Origin of the sequence: Microbacterium sp. UBA1097, assembly GCF_002313585.1 — a bacterium.
Lineage (GTDB): Bacteria > Actinomycetota > Actinomycetes > Actinomycetales > Microbacteriaceae > Microbacterium.
Window position 1 is genome coordinate 99,178 of the sequence record NZ_DCBW01000039.1, and the last position, 19,952, is coordinate 119,129.

19 protein-coding genes are annotated in these 19,952 nt (G+C 66.0%); 12 read left to right on the forward strand and 7 right to left on the reverse strand.

What is annotated here, in order from left to right; all coding sequences use genetic code 11:
* The first annotated feature begins 9 nt into the window (after positions 1-9).
* From B4F19_RS10120 to B4F19_RS10130, 3 genes are read left to right on the forward strand one after another with little or no spacing between them, the layout of a single operon-like run.
* Positions 10-480, forward strand: coding sequence for a DUF6993 domain-containing protein (locus B4F19_RS10120; RefSeq protein WP_292734593.1), 471 nt, complete (start codon positions 10-12; stop codon positions 478-480).
* A gap of 41 nt (positions 481-521) precedes the next feature.
* Positions 522-2,201 (forward strand): energy-dependent translational throttle protein EttA, encoded by a 1,680-nt coding sequence (ettA, locus tag B4F19_RS10125; protein WP_292734595.1) that lies wholly within the window; start codon positions 522-524, stop codon positions 2,199-2,201.
* 7 nt (positions 2,202-2,208) lie between these two features.
* Positions 2,209-2,721: an acyl-CoA thioesterase gene (locus B4F19_RS10130; RefSeq protein ID WP_228178194.1), complete on the forward strand. Its 513-nt coding sequence runs from the start codon at positions 2,209-2,211 to the stop codon at positions 2,719-2,721.
* A 27-nt stretch (positions 2,722-2,748) separates the two neighbouring features.
* Here B4F19_RS10130 and B4F19_RS10135 read toward each other — a convergent pair whose 3' ends face one another.
* Complete coding sequence (locus B4F19_RS10135) at positions 2,749-3,660, reverse strand: acyl-CoA thioesterase (protein WP_228178195.1); 912 nt, start codon at positions 3,658-3,660, stop codon at positions 2,749-2,751.
* A 68-nt stretch (positions 3,661-3,728) separates the two neighbouring features.
* Between B4F19_RS10135 and B4F19_RS10140 the strand changes: the two genes are divergently transcribed.
* Positions 3,729-4,394, forward strand: coding sequence for a hypothetical protein (locus tag B4F19_RS10140; protein WP_228178196.1), 666 nt, complete (start codon positions 3,729-3,731; stop codon positions 4,392-4,394).
* Between the two features lie 56 nt (positions 4,395-4,450).
* Positions 4,451-6,016 (forward strand): APC family permease, encoded by a 1,566-nt coding sequence (locus tag B4F19_RS10145; RefSeq protein ID WP_228178197.1) that lies wholly within the window; start codon positions 4,451-4,453, stop codon positions 6,014-6,016.
* A gap of 19 nt (positions 6,017-6,035) precedes the next feature.
* Here the strand turns inward: B4F19_RS10145 and B4F19_RS10150 are convergent, their stop codons facing one another.
* From B4F19_RS10150 to pepN, 6 genes are all read right to left on the reverse strand, one after another.
* Positions 6,036-7,703, reverse strand: coding sequence for an FAD-binding dehydrogenase (locus B4F19_RS10150; protein ID WP_292734598.1), 1,668 nt, complete (start codon positions 7,701-7,703; stop codon positions 6,036-6,038).
* 37 nt (positions 7,704-7,740) lie between these two features.
* A complete protein-coding gene (locus B4F19_RS10155) occupies positions 7,741-8,190 on the reverse strand; it encodes a globin (protein ID WP_228178199.1) in 450 nt (149 codons plus the stop codon).
* Entirely contained in the window at positions 8,187-9,266 is a 1,080-nt protein-coding gene (locus B4F19_RS10160; protein ID WP_228178200.1) for a mechanosensitive ion channel family protein, read from the reverse strand. Before B4F19_RS10160 ends, B4F19_RS10155 begins: the two co-directional genes overlap by 4 nt.
* A gap of 64 nt (positions 9,267-9,330) precedes the next feature.
* Positions 9,331-10,134 (reverse strand): ABC transporter permease subunit, encoded by an 804-nt coding sequence (locus tag B4F19_RS10165; protein ID WP_228178201.1) that lies wholly within the window; start codon positions 10,132-10,134, stop codon positions 9,331-9,333.
* Entirely contained in the window at positions 10,131-11,042 is a 912-nt protein-coding gene (locus B4F19_RS10170) for an ABC transporter ATP-binding protein (RefSeq protein ID WP_228178202.1), read from the reverse strand. The genes B4F19_RS10165 and B4F19_RS10170 overlap by 4 nt, the downstream gene beginning before the upstream one ends.
* A 102-nt stretch (positions 11,043-11,144) precedes the next feature.
* On the reverse strand, positions 11,145-13,688 hold the full coding sequence (gene pepN / locus B4F19_RS10175) for an aminopeptidase N (protein WP_228178203.1): 2,544 nt from the start codon (positions 13,686-13,688) through the stop codon (positions 11,145-11,147).
* A gap of 188 nt (positions 13,689-13,876) precedes the next feature.
* Between pepN and B4F19_RS10180 the strand changes: the two genes are divergently transcribed.
* Genes B4F19_RS10180 through B4F19_RS10210 form a run of 7 tightly spaced genes read left to right on the forward strand, consistent with a single transcriptional unit; the run spans position 13,877 to position 19,915 of the window.
* A complete protein-coding gene (locus B4F19_RS10180) occupies positions 13,877-14,689 on the forward strand; it encodes a BCCT family transporter (RefSeq protein ID WP_228178204.1) in 813 nt (270 codons plus the stop codon).
* Positions 14,640-15,614: a BCCT family transporter gene (locus B4F19_RS10185; RefSeq protein ID WP_414683127.1), complete on the forward strand. Its 975-nt coding sequence runs from the start codon at positions 14,640-14,642 to the stop codon at positions 15,612-15,614. Before B4F19_RS10180 ends, B4F19_RS10185 begins: the two co-directional genes overlap by 50 nt.
* A 26-nt stretch (positions 15,615-15,640) precedes the next feature.
* Positions 15,641-16,171, forward strand: a complete 531-nt coding sequence (locus B4F19_RS10190; RefSeq protein WP_228178206.1) for a ribose-5-phosphate isomerase — start codon at positions 15,641-15,643, stop codon at positions 16,169-16,171.
* Complete coding sequence (locus B4F19_RS10195; protein WP_292734601.1) at positions 16,171-17,169, forward strand: Fpg/Nei family DNA glycosylase; 999 nt, start codon at positions 16,171-16,173, stop codon at positions 17,167-17,169. Before B4F19_RS10190 ends, B4F19_RS10195 begins: the two co-directional genes overlap by 1 nt.
* Positions 17,170-17,199: 30 nt before the next feature.
* Positions 17,200-17,829 carry an FMN-binding negative transcriptional regulator gene (locus tag B4F19_RS10200; protein ID WP_292727762.1) on the forward strand — a complete coding sequence of 210 codons (630 nt, stop codon included), beginning with the start codon at positions 17,200-17,202 and terminating at the stop codon, positions 17,827-17,829.
* Entirely contained in the window at positions 17,826-19,322 is a 1,497-nt protein-coding gene (locus B4F19_RS10205) for an amidohydrolase (RefSeq protein ID WP_292727764.1), read from the forward strand. The genes B4F19_RS10200 and B4F19_RS10205 overlap by 4 nt, the downstream gene beginning before the upstream one ends.
* 53 nt (positions 19,323-19,375) lie before the next feature.
* Entirely contained in the window at positions 19,376-19,915 is a 540-nt protein-coding gene (locus B4F19_RS10210; RefSeq protein ID WP_292727766.1) for a gamma carbonic anhydrase family protein, read from the forward strand.
* Positions 19,916-19,952: the final 37 nt, after the last annotated feature.

The window sequence follows — 19,952 nt, forward strand, 5'->3', positions numbered from 1 at the left end:
CGCTCTCGCTTGGGCGGATTCGCCTCCATAGTCAGCGCGGCACTGGTGGTCGGGATGCTCGCGGGGTGTACCGCGACTCCGGAACCATCGCCGACGCCGACTGTCACTGCCATACCCACCCCGACTGAAACAGCGTCCGCGGCACCGGCTCAGGTCAGTGAGGCGACGACCGCCGACGAGGCGCTGCCGTTCTTCGCCGACGTCGTCGCAACCGTATGGGCAACCGACCAGCGTTTTCAGGGGCGCGCCTATATCGATGGCCTCACCCAGGCGGGTTTCGACAAGTCGGCAATGGAAGTCACGTACGACGAGTCGACCGTCGGCAACCCGGCTGAGAGCATCCAATTCTCGGTTCGGTGGGGCGAAGAGTGCCTTGTCGGCCAGGTCGGCCCTTCGACGGGAGACCCCGTGGTAGCCGTCATGCCGGGTCTTCAGACCGGCCGTTGCCTCATCGGGGACACCCGACCCATCGATTGGTGAGGCGCGGGCGACGCTCGGGCGGCCCGTAGACTGGTCGGGCTATGGCTGAGTACATCTATCAGATGGTCCGCGCCCGCAAAGCTGTGGGCGAGAAGCTGATCCTCGACGACGTGACGATGGCGTTCCTCCCGGGAGCGAAGATCGGAATGGTCGGCCCCAACGGTGCCGGAAAGTCGACGATCCTGAAGATCATGGCGGGTCTTGACGCCCCGTCCAACGGTGAGGCGACCCTCAGCCCGGGGTTCAGTGTCGGCATCCTGATGCAGGAGCCGGAACTCGACGAATCCAAGACCGTTCTCGAGAACATCCAGGACGGGATCGCGGTCAAGGCCAAGCTGGATCGGTTCAACGAGATCTCGGGCCTGATGAGTGACCCCGATGCCGACTTCGACAGCCTGCTGGCTGAGATGGGGACGCTGCAAGAAGAGATCGATGCGGCAGACGCATGGGACCTCGACTCGCAGCTGGATCAGGCGATGAACGCGTTGCGCACCCCGCCGGGCGATGCGCAGGTCGCGCACCTGTCGGGAGGCGAGAAGCGCCGCGTCGCGCTCACCAAGCTCTTGCTGCAAAAGCCCGACCTGCTGCTGTTGGACGAGCCGACGAACCACCTCGACGCCGAAAGCGTGCTCTGGCTCGAGCAGCACCTCCAGAAGTATGCAGGCGCGGTGATCGCAATCACTCACGACCGGTATTTCCTCGACAACGTCGCCGAATGGATCGCGGAAGTCGATCGCGGCCGGCTCATCGGGTACGAGGGCAACTACTCGACGTATCTGGAGAAGAAGGCCGAGCGCCTCGACATCCAGGGCAAGAAGGACGCCAAGCTTGCCAAGCGCCTCAAGGACGAACTCGAGTGGGTCCGCTCCAACACCAAGGGGCGCCAGGCGAAGTCGAAGGCACGTCTGGCCCGCTACGAGGAGATGGCAGCCGAGGCCGAGCGCACCCGCAAGCTCGACTTCGAAGAGATCCAGATTCCGCCGGGTCCCCGCCTGGGAAGCGTCGTCATCGAGGCCAAGAAGCTGAAGAAGGGGTTCGACGGCCGATCCCTCATCGATGGACTGAGCTTCAGTCTTCCGCCCAACGGCATCGTCGGTGTCATCGGACCCAACGGTGTCGGCAAGACCACGCTCTTCAAGACCATCGTCGGTCTCGAACCGCTTGACGGCGGTGACCTGAAGATCGGCGAGACCGTCAAGATCAGCTATGTGGACCAGTCGCGCTCCAACATCGACCCCACCAAGACGCTGTGGGAGGTCGTGTCGGACGGGCTCGACATCATCACGGTGGGCAAGACTGAGATCCCGTCCCGCGCCTACGTGTCGAAGTTCGGCTTCAAGGGGCCCGACCAGCAGAAGAAGGCCGGCGTGCTCTCCGGTGGTGAGCGCAACCGCCTCAACCTGGCGCTCACCCTCAAGGAGGGTGGCAACCTACTGCTGCTCGATGAGCCGACGAACGACCTTGATGTCGAGACCCTTCAGTCTCTTGAGAACGCTCTGCTCGAGTTCCCGGGCTGCGCTGTGGTCATCACCCACGACCGGTGGTTCCTGGACCGGATCGCGACCCACATCCTGGCGTACGAAGGCACCGACGAGAACCCGGATGCGTGGTACTGGTTCGAGGGCAACTTCGAGGCCTACGAGAAGAACAAGCTTGAGCGCCTGGGGCCGGATGCGCTCAACCGCGCGAGTTCCACGTACCGCAAGCTCACACGCGACTGACCCGGCAATGAGCGAGACCGAAGCAAGTGTGCCCGGCGGGGCTCGGCTGCACCTACCGATCCACCTGCGGTGGGGCGACCTCGACGCATTCAATCACGTCAACAACACCTCGATGCTCAAGCTCCTCGAAGAGGCGCGGGTTCGCGCGTTCTGGCGGCCCGGCGCCGGCGAGAGTGCACCGCCAACGGCCGTCATGGACTCGAGTCTGCACGCCGGCGTCCTGACGCTCATTGCTCGCCAGGAGATCGAGTACCTGCTCCCTGTTCCCTACCAGCGGCATCCGTTGGACGTCCAGCTCTGGTTCGGCAGGCTCGGCGGTTCCAGCATCGACGTGTGCTACGAGGTCTGCAGCCCCCTGGAGACCGCCGGCGCGGACGGCCAGCAGATCTACGCGCGTGCAACGACGGTTGTTGTGAAGGTGGATGCCGAAACCGGCAGGCCCGTCCGTCTGAGCGAGGTCGAACAGGAAGCCTGGGCACCCTACGTCGGTGAACCATTGCGATACGGACACCGCCGCTGAGCGGGCTCAGACCAGACGCTAAGCAGGTCAGTCGCGGTCGTGCGGCAGGCGGATCGTGATCTCCTGCGCGACGCTCGCCACCAGTATTCCTTCCGAGGAATAGATTCTGCCGGTAGCGAGACCCCGGCCTCCACGGGCACTGGGTGATTCCTGAACGTAGAGCAACCACTCGTCGACCCGCGCGAACCGGTGCCACCACATGGCGTGGTCGAGGCTCGCAACCTTGAGTCCCGGGGTTGACCAGGCGACGCCGTGAGCGCGCAGCACCGACTCCTGGATCGTCATGTCGCTCAGGTAAGCGAGCGCGGCGCGATGCAGGTCGGGGTCGTCGGGCAGCGATCGGCGCGTACGAAGCCACACCGCCTGGTGAGGGACGTGCTCGCCTTCCACGTGAAGATAGATGGGGCCGGGAACATGGCGCACATCGAGCGGCCGGTCGGTGAACATGCGCTTGCTCATGGGATGCAGACCGACCAGGTGATCCTCGAGGTCGGGGAGCTCGTCCGCGTGAGGGATGCCGCTCGGCATCGGCTCCGCGTGTTCCACGCCAGGGCCCTCATCCTGGAATGAGGCGATCATCGAGAAGATCGGCACGCCATCCTGGTACGCCTGCGTTCGGCGGGTCGAGAATGATCGCCCGTCGTGGATCCGATCCACCGCGAAAGTGATTCCCGCAGAGGAGTCTCCCGGTCGCAGGAAGTACCCGTGCATCGAGTGGACGGTTCGTCCGGGCGGCAGCGTGTGCGATGCCGCCACGATGGACTGGGACAGCACCTGGCCGCCGTACACACGTCCGAGCGGCATCGACTGGGAGACGCCGGTGAAGATGTCCTCCGTCGTCCGGGCACCGCTGAAGGAAAGCGTGAGAACGGCAAGGAGCGAAGCTACCGGATCGGCTTCGACGACCTCCCTGGGGGTGTTCGTGGCGCCGTCGGTCATCGGTTCTCCCGTAGCTTGCTGGTATCGCCGCGGCCGCGGCAGCTGTTCCGCTTGGTAGTTTAGGTCGGATGTCGACGCCCCTGAATCTCGCCGATCCCGAGACCGCCGTGGACGCGCAGACCTTTGCCTCTCGCGCAGCGCGCGTCGGAGACGGCGCCGTGCGGTTACGGGCAAGCGGCGGCATCCTCGTCATGTCCTGCGCACCCATTGCGCCACGCGGCATCCTGGATACCGCGCCGACCATTCTGGGTGTTCGCGCTCTCGCCGCCGACCCGGAACTCGTATGCGACCTGGTCGTCGACGGCGCTTCTCTGCGGGCGCACGGCGTCACACTCGAATTGCCCGACGCGGGCGTGCGCGCGGCCTGGGCCGGTATCTCCCCGCCGGTGTCGGGCTGGACGGTGACCGGTGAGATCGCCTCGACCGACCTGGCCGCGGCTGCCCACCGCGGCATGGAGGAGGTCGCGACGTCGGTCCCCACGAATGCGGGTGAGGATGTGGTGCGTCAGATCCGTGCAGCGGTGTGGGGAGCGCCGGATGCAGGCCTCGGCGGACTACCGCGCGGCGTCGGATTCGTCGCCCAGGTGCTTGGCTTTCTCGGGCCAGACGTCGAGAGTGTGTCGATGCGCGAAACCGGTGCATGGGTGCGGTTGTCTCTTCGCCGCGGGCACGTTCTGGTGCGCAGATCCGGGATGAACCCGCGCGGGCCGCAGGCCGGGGGCCTCCTCGGCTGAGGGCCGGCCGAAGCATATGCTTGACCGCGAATTCGCCGTGCCCCTACGGTGACGGAATGGCGACTGCACCGATTACCTTCACGGCACCCGAGGGCAAGGGGTTGGCAGCCGGCACGCTGGGCTTGTGGGGATCGACCGTCGTCGGGTTGGCATCGACGGCGCCGGTGTACTCGCTGGTTGCAACGCTCGGGTTCATCGTCATCGCGGTGGGTGCGCAGGCGCCGATAATCTTCGTCCTGGCGTTCGTGCCGATGCTCTTCATCGCCTACGCGTACCGGGAACTCAACCGTGAGATTCCCGACTGCGGGACCACGTTCACCTGGGGAACGAAAGCCTTCGGTCCGTGGGTGGGATGGATGGGCGGCTGGGGAGTCGCCGTGGCCGGCATGGTCGTGCTGGCAAACCTCGCGCAGATCAGCGGGATCTATCTCTGGGCGCTTGTCGACGGCATCGTCGGAAGCCCCCAGGACGCTCTCCTTGCCGACAATGCGCTGCTGGTCACCGCGACGGGCGTCGTCTTCATCGTCGCGATGACGTGGGTCAGCTGGCGCGGTGTCGAGATCGGCGAGAGGGTTCAGAACATCCTGCTCGGCCTGCAGTATCTCGCACTCGCGATCTTCATCGTCGCGGCCCTCTGGCACTTCTTCTCAGGCAGCGCACCCGATCCGACTCCGTTCGAGTGGTCCTGGCTGAGCCCGTTCGCGATCGGCGACTGGAGCGGCTTCGTGCAGGCAATCCTGCTCGCCCTGTTCATCTACTGGGGCTGGGACACGACGCTGGCGCTCAATGAAGAGACGAAGGATCCCCGGCGAATCCCCGGACGCGCCGCACTGCTCACGACAGTCATCCTGCTGTTCACCTACGTTGCGGTGACGATCGCGGCGATGATGTATGCCGGGCTCGGCGATGGACCGACGGGCCTTGGCAACGAAGCCAACGCCGACGACTTCTTCATCGCCATCAAAGACGGCCTTCTCGGTCCGCTCGGGTGGGTGCTGGTCGTCGCGGTCATGGTGTCTGCGATCTCGTCGACGCAGACGACGATCCTCCCGACAGCGCGCGGCACCCTCGCAATGGCCGCCTACCGCGCTCTCCCCAGGAGGTTTGCGACGGTGCATCCGCGCTTCAAGACGCCATCGTTCTCGACCCTCGTCATGGGGATCGTCGCGGTCGTGTACTACGTCGGGATGACGCTGATCAGCGACAGCATCCTGCAGGACTCGATCCTCTCGCTCGGGCTCGCTATCGCGTTCTACTACGGAATCACGGGCTATGCGTGCGTCTGGTACTTCCGTCGCGAGCTGTTCACCTCACGGCGGAACTTCTTCTACAAGTTCCTGTTCCCGTTGCTCGGTGCGCTGATGCTGACCTACGCATTCGTCCAGTCGGCCATCGACATGTACAACGTCGACTACGGCTATACGGTGCTCTTCGGTGTCGGCGGCACGTTCGTTCTCGGCGTCGGCGCACTCGCTTTCGGCGTGTTGCTGATGTTCCTGTGGTTCCTCTTCCCGCGCGCGAAGTCGTTCTTCCGCGGCGAGAGCCTCAACCGCGACACGCCGGTCATGGTCCGCGACGAACCGTCAGCATACGGTCGCTCGGTTGACGGCGGACTGACCTGACGCTGGACGCAGCAATCGGTCACACGGTCGCAGCCGCGCCTCGCCCGGCTGCCCGACCGGAGAACAGGCATCCTCCGACGAAGGTCCCTTCGAGCGCGCGATAACCGTGCACGCCTCCGCCGCCGAACCCGCTGGCCTCGCCTGCGGCGAACAAGCCCGCGATCGGCTCGCCGCTGGGTCCGAGAACCCGCCCGGAGAGGTCGGTCTCGATGCCGCCGAGCGACTTGCGCGTCAACACGTGCAGCTTGACAGCGATCAGAGGTCCTGCAGCGGGGTCGGTGATGCGATGCGGGGCAGCCGTGCGGACGAGCCTGTCACCGCGGTAGGCGCGAGCCGAGCGCAGCATCGCGACCTGGGCGTCTTTGGTGAAGTCGTTGTCCATCTCGCGGTCTCGCGCCTCGACCTCGAAACGCACCCGGTCGGCATCCAGGGCTTCGCCGCCAGGCAGGGCCCGCATGCCCTCGATGAGGCTGTCGAGGTCGTCGCGGATGACGAAGTCGGCGCCATGGTCGAGGAAGGCTTGGACGGGACCGGCAGCGCCCTTTCCGAGCCGCGATCGCAGGAGCAGTCGCACATCCTTGCCGGTGAGGTCGGGGTTTTGTTCGCTGCCCGAGAGCGTGAACTCCTTCTCGACGATCCGCTGTGAGAGCACGAACCAGGAATGGTCGTGGCCGGTGGCTCGAAGGTGCGCGAGGGTGCCGAGCGTGTCGAACCCGGGGAACAGCGGAACGGGGAGGCGCGCGCCGGTTGCATCGAGCCAGATCGAGGACGGGCCCGGCAGGATCCGGATGCCGTGCAGCGGCCAGATCGGGTCCCAGTTCTGGATGCCCTCGACGTAATGCCACATGCGGTCGCGGTTGATGAGGTTCGCCCCCGCGGTCTCCGTGACTTCGAGCATTGATCCGTCGACGTACGCGGGTACGCCTGCCACCATGTCGGCGGGAGCTGCTCCCAGTCTCTCGGGCCACCACTGGCGCACGAGGTCGTGGTTGCCGCCGATTCCTCCGGATGCGACGACCGTTGCGCCAGCCTCGATCTCGAAGGTGCCGACGACGTCCCGCGACGTTGCCACACCACGGGCGGCGCTGGAGGGCGCCAGCACGTCGCCGGCAGCTCCTGTCACGGCGCCGTTTCGCAGCGTGAGGGAGGTCACGCGGTGGCGGGGGAGCACCGTGAGTGTTCCGGCACGCTCGGCATCCTCGAGTGCAGCCTGGAAGGGTGCGACAAGACCCGGGCCGGTTCCCCACGTGATGTGAAAGCGGGGCACGGAATTGCCGGGACCGCCGGCGGTGTAGCCGCCGCGCTCTGCCCAGCCGACGACCGGGAAGAATCCCACGCCGCGTTCGCGCAGCCAGCTGCGCTTCTCACCTGCGGCGAACTCGAGGTAGGCCTCGGCCCAGCGGCGTGGCCAGGCGTCCTCTGCCCGATCAAAACCCGCTGTGCCGAACCAGTCCTCTCGTGCCAGTTCGATGCTGTCCCGAATGCCCATCCGCCGCTGCTCGGGCGAGTCGACGAAGAACAGCCCACCGAAAGACCACCACGCCTGCCCACCGACGTTGGTGCGTGGCTCCTGGTCGATGATCGTGACACGCTTGCCCGCCGCGACTGCCTCTGCGGCGGCGACGAGTCCAGCCAGCCCCCAGCCGATCACGAGGACGTCGGTTCGGTGAACGGATGCTTCGGTCATGCGACTCCCTTGTCGTGGAATACCGTCGTCGTGTGTGTCAGTTCTCGGAGGTCAGCGGGATGTCTGCGCGACCGCCAGCCCCGGGCCCGATCTCGGTTCGTTCGAACGTGTTCACCATGGCATGCGCGGCACGACTCAGGTAGTCCCAGAGGGTTTCTTCGTGCAGGGGCGACAATCCGACCTCGTCGACGGCGGCGCGCATGTGTGCGAGCCATCGGTCGCGTGCGTCAGGATTCACCGGAAAGGGTGCGTGCCGCATCCGAAGGCGGGGATGACCCCGCTGCTGGCTGTAGGTCGTCGGTCCGCCCCAATACTGTTCGAGGAACATCAAGAGGCGCTCCTTCGCCGGCCCGAGGTCCTCTTCGGGGTACATGGGCCGCAGCACCGGGTCACCGGCGACCCCGCGGTAGAAGCCATCGACGATGCGCACGAACGTCTCATGTCCGCCGACTGCCTCATAGAACGACTGCTGCTCGGGCGTGCTCACTGCTCTGCTTCCCCGGATGCCTCGGAGTCGGCATCCGTTTTCTTACTCGTTCGCTTGGCTCGCCACACGGGCCGATCCGGAACCCCGGGCTGCGCGATGGGGGTGGGTTTGGTCCGGGGCGGGTTGGCGCCACGCACCCTGCCGGCCGTCTCGAGACCGGACAGCATGATGGAGTTCATCTGCGGCAGGGTGAGTCCGAGCCCATCGATCGCGCGCTTGAGTCTCATGCGCAGTTCGCGCGCGACGTCGTCCTTCGCCCCTGCCCGTGTCTTGATCACGATCCGGATGACCAACGCGTCGCCCGAGACCGACTCCAGCCCCCACACTTCGGGATCCTCGATGATGCGGCTGCGCCACTTCGGCTCCTGTGCGAGAGCGCGCGCGGCATCCAGCATCGCTTGTTCGACCTCGTCGACATCGGCATTCACCGGTACGGCGAGGTCGATGATTGCGCGCGACCATCCCTGTGACATGTTGCCGATGCGGGTGATTTCGCCATTGCGCACGAACCACAGCGTGCCGTTGACGTCGCGAACCTGGGTGATGCGGACACTCACGTATTCGACGACGCCGGTGGCAAGCCCCAGGTCAGCGACGTCACCGATGCCGATCTGGTCTTCGGCGACGATGAAGATCCCGTTGAGCACGTCTTTGACGATGTTCTGTGCGCCGAAACCGAGGCCGGCCCCGATGGCCGCGCTCAGCAACGTGAACGAGCCCATCACCTGAGGTCCCGCGAGGATCAGGATGATCAGCAGAATCGCGACGATCACGACGGTGACGTTCACGATGTTCTGCAGGATCGACCCGAGGGTGCGGGTCCGCTGCACGACGCGAACGGATGCCAACGGCGACCGTTCGAGCGCCTGCGTGTCGTCGACGCGAGCGCGGGATTTGGCGCCTTCGACCACCCGACGAACGACCCGACGGATGATCAGTCGCAGCACCCAGACGACCACCACGGCGCTCACGAGGACGATCGCGACCTGCAGGAGCGTGCCGCCGATCTCGCCGAGTATGGCGAGGAAGCTCTCCCACGGGGTCGCGGGTGCCGGGGCGGTCTCGAACTGGCGCATCACGAGAATCCTAGGACTCTCGTCTCAGCGTTGTCGCCGGGTTCGGACCGCCCCGGTTCATCGCTCACGCGTCGCGGCTGCGCAGCAGCACCCACCCGCCGATCAACGGGAGGATCGCCCAGCCGATGAGCGTGAGAAGGGGTGCGACGACGTCGGTGGCTCCAACGGCCGTGAGCGTCGAAGCTGCGGTCATCGGCAGGTAGGCGCCGAGATCCACGAGCCACTGCCAGCTCTCGCCAGCGAGCGAGAACAACTGGAAGACGATGGGAAGAACGAACAGGATGCCGACGGTGATCGCGATGGCGCCGGCGCCGTTTCGCACGATGAACCCGACGCCGAGTCCCAACAGTGTGAACGAGACCATCGAGAGCACCCCGTAGGAGAGCGGAATGATCGAGTCCGCTGGCGTTCCCCAGTCGATGCCCGTGGCCAGCAATGGCGCGGTGGCTGCGATCGCCACGGCGTAGGTGACGGCTGTGGCCAGGGCCATGATCACTCCGATGACCACGGCCTTGGCGATCAGCACGGCTCCGCGGCGGGGCTCCGCGGTAAGCGTCGAACGGATCATGCCGGTCGAGTATTCGCCGGTGATCACGATCGCACCGAGGATGCCGGCTACGAGCATCGTGAACTGTGTCGGCGACAGGATCGCCGAGATGGGAGGCAGTGGGTTCGGAAAGTCCCGGGAGCTCGCTGCAATGAGGCACGAGATCGCCAGGGAGAGAACGAGAGCGATCCCGAGCGACCACCACGTGGAGCGCAGGGTTGTCACTTTGATCGCCTCGCTGCGCAGCAAGTTCGCACCGTTGAGGCGGTGCGTGCCGGCGTGTTCGACCGTTCGAGTGGGGGTGGCAGTGGCGGTGGTCATGCGATCTCCTTCGTCCGGTACTCGACGGCCTCGCCGGTGAGAGCAAGGTAGGCATCCTCGAGAGAACCGGCATGGGGCGTGAGTTCGTGCAGCGGGATGCCGCGAGCCGCGGCAAGATCGCCGATGCGTGCAGCTGTCAGCCCCGTGATCGTCGCAAGCTCCGGTTCGTTCGAGGTCACGGTGACCTCCGATCCTTCTATTTCGCTGATGAGCTCGGTCAGCCGAGGCGATCGCACTGTCACGGCTGTGCTCGTCCATTCCTGAACGAGGTCGGGCAGATCACCCTCGGCGAGAACCTTGCCGCGTCCGAGCACGACGATGCGGTCTGCTGTCTGTGCCATCTCGCTCATGAGATGACTCGACAAAAGCACCGTACGTCCCTCACCCGCGACATAACGCACGAACTGCCGTACCCACCGCACGCCCTCGGGATCCAGACCGTTCACCGGCTCGTCCAAGATCAACGTGTGCGGGTCACCGAGCAGTGCGGTTGCGATCCCCAGACGTTGTCCCATACCGAGCGAGAAGGTGCCGGCGCGGCGACCGGCCACAGAGGCGATACCGGTCAGTTCGATGACTTCGTCGACCCTGGCCCGACCGAAACCGTGGGTTGCAGCGATCGCGCGCAGGTGGTTACGGGCGGACCGCCCCGTGTGAACAGCTTTCGCGTCGAGGAGAACGCCCACTTCCGTCAGAGGCGCCCGCATCGACTGGTACCGCGCGCCGTTCACGGTCACGCGACCAGCGGTCGGACGGTCAAGGCCCACGATCATCCGCATCGTGGTGGATTTGCCCGCCCCGTTCGGGCCGAGGAACCCGGTGACCTTCCCCGGCGGCACGGTGAAGGAGACATTGTCTACGGCGAGTTTGTCTCCGTAGCGTTTCGTGAGCTGCTCTGCAACGATCATGCCTCCACGCTACGGAGGTCACCGCCGAGAAACATCCATCGCAAGGCGGACACGAGCGCGGGGGAAGTACTACCGAAGTGGTGCTTCCCCCGCGTTGATACGTCAGAGCGCGTCGCGCTCCTGGACCGCAAGGGCGCGTTCCACGCCGGCGAGGTTTTCTGCCACAAGCCGGCGCAGCGCCGCTGGCGCTTCCCCGTTGGCGGAGAGCCACGCGCGTGTCGCGTCGCGGAGCTTCGCGTTTGCCAGCGGCGCGGGGTACAGGCCCAGCACGAGGTACTCGGCGATCTTGTACGTGCGCGACTCCCAGACGGGAAGCAACATCGCGAAGTACTGGTCCACGAACTCGTCGAGCAGCAGCACACCGGCGGGGTGCGTGAAGCCGAGACCTGCGGCGCGTACGAGCGTGTTGGGCAGGCGATCCGAGTCGACAAGCGATGACCACGCCGCGTTCTTCGCCTCCGGCGTCGGCAGCGCAGCCTTGGCCTGCGCGGCGAACTCAGCGCCCTTGGCGGTGTTGTCGCTAGCCAGCGCCTCGTCGATGACGCCCTCGGTGATCACTCCGCCCGCGGCGAGCGACACGAGCAGCTGCCACGACAGATCAGTGTCGATCGTGAGCCCATCGAGGGTGATCTCTCCGGCGCGCAGGGCGCGCACCGTCTCCCAGTGCTCGGGGGTTGCAGCCGCGCTCGCGAACGCGGTGACGAACTGCAACTGGCTGTCGCTGCCGGCATCCGCTGCCTGCGCGAGCGCCCACAGCCCATCTGCGACCTTGTGACGCGACGCGTCGCGCTTGTCGGGGGTCACGTACGAGTTGGCCGCCAGCTGCAGCTGCGCGAGAGTCGTTCGCACCGTGGTCGATTCGGTCTCGGAGGCGATGTTGCCGAGGACCAGGTCGATGTAGTCGGACGCCGAGGCTTCGGCATCCCGCGTCTGATCCCACGCGGCACCCCACACCAGTGACCGGGCAAGCGGGTCGGAGATCTTCGAGAGATGGTCGATCGCCGTCTGCAGCGACCGCTCGTCGAGGCGGATCTTCGCGTACGCGAGGTCGTGGTCGTTCAGGAGAACCAGGTCGGGGCGGGTCAGGCCGACGAGCTCGGGAACATCGGTGAGGTCTCCGTCGACATCCAGCTCCGTGAAGTGGGTGCGGACGAGTTCACCGTTCTGCAGGTCGTAGAAGCCGACGCCGAGGCGGTGGGGCCGGATCGTCGGGTAGTCCGACGGGGCCGTCTGGACGATCTTGAACGCCGAGATCGTGCCGTCTGCACCCTCGACGATGGCGGGGGAGAGGGTGTTGACGCCGGCGGTCTCGAGCCACTTCTTCGACCACTCGGTCAGCTCGCGTCCACTGGTCGTCTCGAGCTCGGTCAGCAGGTCGCGAAGCTCCGTGTTGCCGTACTCGTGCTTGCGGAAGTACGCCCCGACACCGGCGAAGAACTCGTCGATGCCGACCCAGGCTGCCAGCTGCTTGAGCACCGACCCGCCCTTCGCGTAGGTGATGCCGTCGAAGTTCACCTGAACGTCTTCGAGGTCGCGGATCTCGGCGACGACGGGGTGGGTGGAGGGGAGCTGGTCCTGGCGGTAGGCCCAGGTCTTCTCCATCGCATTGAACGTCGTCCAGGCCTCGGTCCACTCGGTGGCCTCGGCCGTCGCAATCGTCGAAGCCCACTCGGCGAACGACTCGTTGAGCCAGAGATCGTTCCACCACTTCATGGTGACGAGGTCACCGAACCACATGTGGGCAAGCTCGTGGAGGATCGTGACGACGCGGCGCTCCTTGACGGCATCCGTCACCTTGCTGCGGAAGACGTACACCTCGGTGAAGGTGACTGCTCCCGCATTCTCCATGGCTCCGGCGTTGAACTCCGGGACGAACAATTGGTCATACTTCGCGAACGGGTACGGGTAGTCGAACTTGTCCTCGTAGTAGGCGAAGCCCTGGCGGGTCTTCTCGAAGATGTAGTCGGCGTCGAGGTACTGCCACAGGCTCTTGCGCGCGAAGATGCCAAGCGGGATGACGCGACCCGAGGCGCTGGTCAACTCGGAGAACGTCGACTCATAGGGGCCGGCGATCAGTGCCGTGATGTAGGACGAGATCCGCGGCGTCGGCTCGAACTCCCACGTTGCGACGCCCTCGCCGCTGGGTACGGGCTCGGGGGTCGGGGAGTTGGAGATCACCTTCCACGACGCGGGAGCGGTCACGGTGAACTGGAACGTCGCCTTCAGGTCGGGCTGCTCGAACACGGCGAAGACGCGACGCGAGTCGGGCACCTCGAACTGGGTGTAGAGGTAGACCTCGCCGTCGACGGGGTCGACGAACCGGTGCAGGCCTTCGCCGGTGTTCGTGTATTCGCAGTCGGCGACGACGACGAGTTCGTTCTCGAGCGCGAGTTCGTCGAGCGCAATCCGGGAGTCGGTGAACGCCGAGGCCGGGATGCTGCGTCCATTGAGCGTGACGGAGTGGACGCGTCGGGCGATCAGGTCGATGAAGGTCGACGCGCCCTCGGTGGCGGTGAAGCGCACGGTGGAGGTCGACCGGAACACCTCCGGGCCGGTGGTCAGATCCAGCTCGACCTCATAAGACTGCGTGTCGAGGACGCCGCGACGCTCCTGCGCTTCGATGCGGGTGAGGTTTTCTCCAGGCACTTTCGGATGCTCCCAAGTGTGTGAGGGGTTCATGGATGCCGCGAAACGGCCTCGCGCATTGTGGGCGCGACAACCCCCAAGCCTACGCCGCGACCTCCTCGCAGCCGCGCGACCAGCGCAGGAGGCGGTATAGCGTTGAGCCGACGTTTACCTGACGAGTGAGTGCACACGGAATCAGGGAGACCTCGATGGCGCGGACCAATGACGGTGCGGGGACGAACGGACCTGTCAAGCGAGTGCTCCGCGAGGTCAACACCCCAGAGCTCGAGCGCGGCATCCATCCGGCGCTGATCCCCGGCATCGGTGTTGAACAGACGGGGCGCCGATCCTCAACGAATGTGACGGTCTTTCTCACGGCGGGCGTCTTCGTCGCAGCGGTGATCATCTGGGCGATCGTGTCGCCGGCAAGTCTACAGTTCGTCGGCAGCACCGCGCTCGGCTGGGTGACGACGAACTTCGGCTGGCTGTTTTCGACGCTCGCCGTTCTCGTCCTGGGCTTCATGCTCGTGATCGGCTATGGCCGCACAGGCGGGGTGCGCCTCGGTGCTGACGACGAGAAACCCGAGTTCTCGACGATCTCGTGGATTGCCATGCTCTTCTCGGCCGGAATGGGGATCGGACTGCTGTTCTATGGTCCGCTGGAACCGTTGTCATTCTTCGTCGACCCACCGCATGGTTTCACCGTCGAGCCGGGCACGACTGATGCCATGGAGACAGCCCTCGCGCAGACACTGTTCCACTGGGGCCCGCTGGCGTGGGGGTTCTACGCTCTCGTCGGCGCCGCTATCGCCTACGGCGCGTACCGGCGTGGTCGCGCGCCGCTCATCTCCGGGATTTTCGAGCCCCTGTTCGGCCGCCGGGTGGACGGCTGGGCTGGTGGCGTGATCGACATCTTCGCGATCATCGTCACGCTCTTCGGTGCTGATCGTCACCTTGCTGCCGTCGGGCCTGGTGACCTTCTTCAGCGACCTCGGCATCATGATGTCGCGCAACTCCTTTGAAGGTGAGGATGCCGCATCCTTCATGGCGTCCTGGACTACCTACTACTGGGCATGGTGGATCTCGTGGTCGCCCTTCGTGGGGATCTTCATCGCGAAAATCTCGCGCGGCAGGACGCTGCGCGAGTTCGTCACCGTCGTCATCCTCATTCCCTCGGCCGTCTGCTTCGTGTGGTTCACGACCCTCGGCGGAACGGCGATGTGGATGGAGCAAGAGGGAGTCGGGCTCAGCGAGCTCGCCCAACCCGAGGACGTGCTGTTCGGAGTGCTCGGGGAACTGCCACTGGGTGCCCTGACCTCGGTGGTCGCGATCATCTCGATCGTCGTCTACTTCGTCACCTCTGCCGATTCCGCCTCGATCGTCATGGGATCGATGAGTCAGCGCGGGAAGCCGGAGCCATCCTCGTGGGTGACCATCACCTGGGGTGTGCTGCTTGGTGGGGTCGCTGCGGCGCTCTTGGTGGTCGGCGGTGCGACAGCGCTGCAGGGGCTGCAGTCCATCATGATCGTGACCGCCTTGCCATTCGCGCTCGTGATCATCGGAATCATGATCGCGTGGGCGAAGGAACTGCGCACAGACCCGTACGTGCTCCGCCGGAAGTTCGCTCGTGCAGCGATCGCGCAGGGGGTCCGGCAGGGCATCGCCGAACACGGCGATGACTTCGTGTTCGACGCCACCGAGGTCGGCTCGGGCGAGGGTGCGGGAGCGTGGCTTGATTCGACGGATCCCGAGCTCACCGAGTGGTACACGACAGCGACGCAGGAGATCGACGTGGTCGATGCTGACGACGTTGCACGCACCCTCGAGCCGGGCCGCATCCAGCCGAAGGGGCCTGACCGTCCCGACCACGAGGCATCCGGCGACGCGTCCCTCGTGACACGCGAGCGGCGGCCGAAACCCGCTGAGGACGACACCCCGCAGACGTGACGTCAGTCGCTTCTAGGATGGGAACCATGCGCATCCACATCGCCACCGACCACGCCGGTATGGAGTTCTCCACGCAGCTCCAGCACCACCTCGCCGAGCAGGGTCACGAGGTCATCGACCACGGCCCTATCGAGTACGACGCCGTCGATGACTACCCGTCGTTCTGCATCCGTGCCGCCCTCGGCGTCGTCGCCGATCAGAGTGCGGGCATCGAGGCTCTCGGCATCGTGTTCGGTGGCTCAGGCAACGGTGAGCAGATCGCTGCGAACAAGGTGCGCGGCATCCGCGCAGCCCTCGTCTGGAGCATTGCGACTGCCGAGCTCGCCCGGCAGCACAACGATGCGAACGTCATCGCGATCGGAGCGCGCCAGCACTCCTTCAGCGAGGTCGTGACCTTCATCGACCGGTTCATAGAGACGCCCTTCTCGAACGAGGAACGTCACGTGCGTCGCATCGGCCAGATCGCCGCGTACGAGGCTGACGGGTCGCTCCTGCCCGACCCGCGGGATGTCGCGAACACCGCCGCGACCGACTCGTTCGACCCGGAAGCTGGTTGATGCCCGAGGGTCATTCCGTTCACCGGATCGCTCGGCAGTTCGCTCGCAACTTCGTCGGTCGCGCTGTGCAGGCATCCAGCCCGCAGGGTCGCTTTGCCGACGGGGCCGCAGCGCTCGCAGGCCGGGAAATGCTCGAGGCGCGTGCGGTCGGCAAGCAGATGTTCCTGCGCTTCGATGGTGACCTGTGGCTGCGTGTGCACCTCGGCATGTACGGTGCGTGGGACTTCGCCGGCGTGATCGACGCCGATCCCACCATCGCCTCCGCGAACGGGCGGATGGGACAGACCAACCAGCGCGGCACGGTGATCGACGAGCCGATCATGGATGCCGCGGGCGAGAACTCGCTCACCTCGATCGGCGCGCCCCGGCGCGCGCGCGGTCACGTGCGGATGTCGGAGCAGACGACCGGGCTGCCCGATGAGGAGGGTCAGTGGCCGCCCCCAGTGGTCGGCCAAGTTCGTCTGAGGCTGCTCACCGACGAGACCTGCGCCGATCTGCGGGGACCCACAGCCTGCGAGCTGCAGACGCCGGACGAGGTCGCCGCATCGCTCGCCAAGCTCGGACCGGATCCGCTCGTGGACGACCTCGCCGAGGGTGAGGAGCTGTTCACCGCGCGCGTGCGACGCGCCCCGACGCCCATCGGGCTGCTGCTGATGGACCAGTCGGTCGTCAGCGGAATCGGAAATGTCTATAGAGCTGAACTCCTGTTCCGGGCTCGGCTGAACCCTCATACCCCGGGGCGCGACGTGCCCGAAGAGACGGTGCGAGCACTCTGGCGCGATTGGACCCGGCTGCTCGCCATCGGCGTTGAGACCGGCCAAATGATGACAATGGATGACCTCGATCCTGACGCCTATCGTCGCGCCATGGCCCACCGCGGCGACCGTCACTGGGTCTACCACCGCGCCGGGTTGCCCTGCCGGGTCTGTGGCACTGCGATCGTGGTCGAAGAGGCCGCGTCGCGGAAGCTGTACTGGTGCCACAGGTGTCAGGCGTGAGCCTGGATCCGACCACCTTAGGCTGAATGCATGCGGCAGAATCCGAGCTTCGCCATGACCGACGTTGGCGAGTTGCGACGGATCGTTGAGCAGAATCCGTGGGCGACCCTGGTCAGTTCGACGGATGACGGTCTCGTCGCCTCCCACTACGCGGTGCTCCTGGATGACACTCGTGACGATCTCACCGTCGTCGGTCACGTCGGCAAGCCCGACGACCTGATCCACGACCTCGGGGCTCGCGAGTTGCTGATCATCGTCCAAGGTCCGCACGGCTACATCTCGCCCGGCTGGTACGGCGACCGGCCGAGCGTGCCGACCTGGAACTTCGTGACAGTGCACCTGCGGGGAGCGCCGGAACTGCTGTCGACCGACGAGAATCTACGGGTGCTCGACCGTCTGGTTGCGCGTTTCGAGACCCCGATGCCCGAGCCTCGGATGCTGTGGGAGCGTCCGAACGATGCTGATTTCGTCGAGCGACTCGAGCGCGGCACCGTCGGCTTTCGCCTCACACCGACGTCGGTGACGGCCAAGCGCAAGCTCAGCCAGAACCGGCCCGTCGAGCTCGTCGACCACATCATCCGTGAGCTCGAGGATGACGGTCCGCATCACAATCCGCCGCTTGCCGCAGAGATGCGCCGCGCGAATGACGCTCGCGCATGAGTGCCGTGGGCGCGACAGTGTCGACCATCGTCGGCGCACGGATCACGGGGCCGGGGAGCGAACTTCTGCCGGTCGAGGGCGCGTATGACGTGTTCATCGAGGGTGGCCGCGTCACGGATCTTGCTCCTACCGGCGCTGTTCGTCCGGTCGGTGAGGTGCTGCAGGCCGGCGGTGCGTGGCTGATCCCGGGCCTGTGGGACCACCACGTGCACACGGTGTCAGCTGCCCTCACTCGACAGCGTGAGCCGCTCGGTGGTGCCGAATCAGCGCACCATGCCGCACACATCATGTCGAGCGCCAGGCTGCTCGGTCGTGGCATCCGGGTCGGCGCTGGCTTTCGGGATGCTTTCTGGCCCGATGAACCGACGCTCGAGATGCTGGATGCGGCCACGGGCACCATTCCTACCTACCTGATCAACGCGGACCTGCACAGCGTGTGGCTGAACTCCGCTGCCTTCGCTCGTGAGCAGATCACGCCCCCGGATGCGTCGGGGATGCTGCGCGAGGAGCCGGCGTTCGAGATCACGCGTCGGCTGGCTGCCGCAAGCCCCGACGACGCCGACGAGGCTGTCGCCGACCTCGCCCGGCATGCTGCGGCGCGCGGCGTTGTCGGAATCATCGATCTCGACATGGCCTGGAATGCGGATTCCTGGTCTCGCCGTGTCGCGGCTGGCTTCGATTCCTTGCGCGTGAAGTTCGGCACCTACCCCTCGCAGCTGAGCCGGCTCATCGAGACGGGGTGGCAGAGCGGCGAGCGCCTCAGCGAGCTGATCACGGTCGGCCCGCTGAAGGTCATCACCGACGGGTCGCTCGGAACCCGGACCGCCGCGTGCTCGCATCCGTATCCGGGTGACCCGCACAATCATGGGGTCCTGACCATCCCGCCCGCCGACCTTGTCGCGCTCATGACGGATGCCACGGCTCACGGCATCTCCTGCGCCATCCATGCGATCGGCGACCTGGCGAACACCCACGCGCTCGACGCCTTCGCGGCAACCGGCGCGACAGGAACGATCGAGCACGCGCAGTTGGTTGCTGCCGTCGACATCCCCCGCTTTGCGCGGTTGGGTGTCGGTGCGAGCGTCCAACCCGAGCATGCCCTCGATGACCGGGATCTCTCCGACACCATCTGGTCTGCCCAGATCGCGCGTCCCTATCCCTTCCGGGAACTGGTGGACGCCGGCGCGAATCTGCTCTTCGGGTCCGACGCCCCAGTGGCGCCGCTCGACCCGTGGGCGGCGATGGCATCGGCGATCTATCGCACCCGCGACGGACGTCCACCGTGGCAGGTCGAGCAGGCCATCGACGCCCGCGTCGCACTGGCCGCGTCGACACACGGGGGATCCGCCGCCCCGGGTCGCATCGAACCGGGGACTGTTGCGGACCTGGTCCTGTGCGCCCAAGACCCGCTGACAGCATCCGAGTCGGATCTTCGCACGATGCCGGTGCGAGCTACCCTGCTCGGTGGCCGCGTGACACACCTCGAGGACTGAATCCCTCGTACTGCGGCTGGCCGGGCCGAGTAGCGCTGATCTACTGTCGGAGCATGACCTCAGATTCCGCATCCGTTCTTTCCGTCGCCGGGCTGAGTCCCGAAGTCGACGAGTCCGCGTTTCTGGCCGCCGGTGCGCGCGTGATCGGTGATGTTCGACTCGGGCCCGAGTCCAGCGTCTGGTACAACGCGGTGCTGCGCGGCGACAGCGCCTCGATCACGGTTGGCGCCGGCTCGAATCTGCAAGACAACGTTTCGGTCCATGTGGATGCCGGCAGCCCGGTGGTCATCGGCGAGAACGTCTCGGTCGGACACAACGCCGTGGTCCACGGCTGCACGGTCGAAGACGGATGCCTCATAGGTATGGGATCCGTGATCCTCTCCGGCGCCGTGATCGGCGCTGGATCGCTCGTCGCCGGGGGAGCGCTCGTTCTCGGCGGCACGATCATCCCACCCGGATCGATGGTCGCCGGCGTCCCCGCGAAGGTGCGGCGTGAACTGACGGACGAGGAGAAGCTCGGCATCCTGCGTAACGCCGAGGTCTACCGTGCCGGTGTCCTCGCGCATCGCGAGGCCCGGGACGCGGGGGAGTAAGACTGCCGTTAGCTGGAGGGGGCGACGGGAATCGTCC

Excerpts from the sequence above, each read along its gene's own strand:
- B4F19_RS10145 (WP_228178197.1), top strand. The coding sequence starts at position 4,451 with ATGGCGACTGCACCGATTACCTTCACGGCACCCGAGGGCAAGGGGTTG.
- B4F19_RS10190 (WP_228178206.1), top strand. The coding sequence starts at position 15,641 with ATGCGCATCCACATCGCCACCGACCACGCCGGTATGGAGTTCTCCACG.
- ettA (WP_292734595.1), top strand. The coding sequence starts at position 522 with ATGGCTGAGTACATCTATCAGATGGTCCGCGCCCGCAAAGCTGTGGGC.
- B4F19_RS10135 (WP_228178195.1), bottom strand. The coding sequence starts at position 3,660 with ATGACCGACGGCGCCACGAACACCCCCAGGGAGGTCGTCGAAGCCGAT.
- B4F19_RS10150 (WP_292734598.1), bottom strand. The coding sequence starts at position 7,703 with ATGACCGAAGCATCCGTTCACCGAACCGACGTCCTCGTGATCGGCTGG.
- B4F19_RS10195 (WP_292734601.1), top strand. The coding sequence starts at position 16,171 with ATGCCCGAGGGTCATTCCGTTCACCGGATCGCTCGGCAGTTCGCTCGC.
- B4F19_RS10210 (WP_292727766.1), top strand. The coding sequence starts at position 19,376 with ATGACCTCAGATTCCGCATCCGTTCTTTCCGTCGCCGGGCTGAGTCCC.
- B4F19_RS10180 (WP_228178204.1), top strand. The coding sequence starts at position 13,877 with ATGGCGCGGACCAATGACGGTGCGGGGACGAACGGACCTGTCAAGCGA.
- B4F19_RS10165 (WP_228178201.1), bottom strand. The coding sequence starts at position 10,134 with ATGACCACCGCCACTGCCACCCCCACTCGAACGGTCGAACACGCCGGC.
- B4F19_RS10170 (WP_228178202.1), bottom strand. The coding sequence starts at position 11,042 with ATGATCGTTGCAGAGCAGCTCACGAAACGCTACGGAGACAAACTCGCC.
- B4F19_RS10160 (WP_228178200.1), bottom strand. The coding sequence starts at position 9,266 with ATGCGCCAGTTCGAGACCGCCCCGGCACCCGCGACCCCGTGGGAGAGC.
- B4F19_RS10140 (WP_228178196.1), top strand. The coding sequence starts at position 3,729 with ATGTCGACGCCCCTGAATCTCGCCGATCCCGAGACCGCCGTGGACGCG.
- B4F19_RS10205 (WP_292727764.1), top strand. The coding sequence starts at position 17,826 with ATGAGTGCCGTGGGCGCGACAGTGTCGACCATCGTCGGCGCACGGATC.
- B4F19_RS10130 (WP_228178194.1), top strand. The coding sequence starts at position 2,209 with ATGAGCGAGACCGAAGCAAGTGTGCCCGGCGGGGCTCGGCTGCACCTA.
- B4F19_RS10200 (WP_292727762.1), top strand. The coding sequence starts at position 17,200 with ATGCGGCAGAATCCGAGCTTCGCCATGACCGACGTTGGCGAGTTGCGA.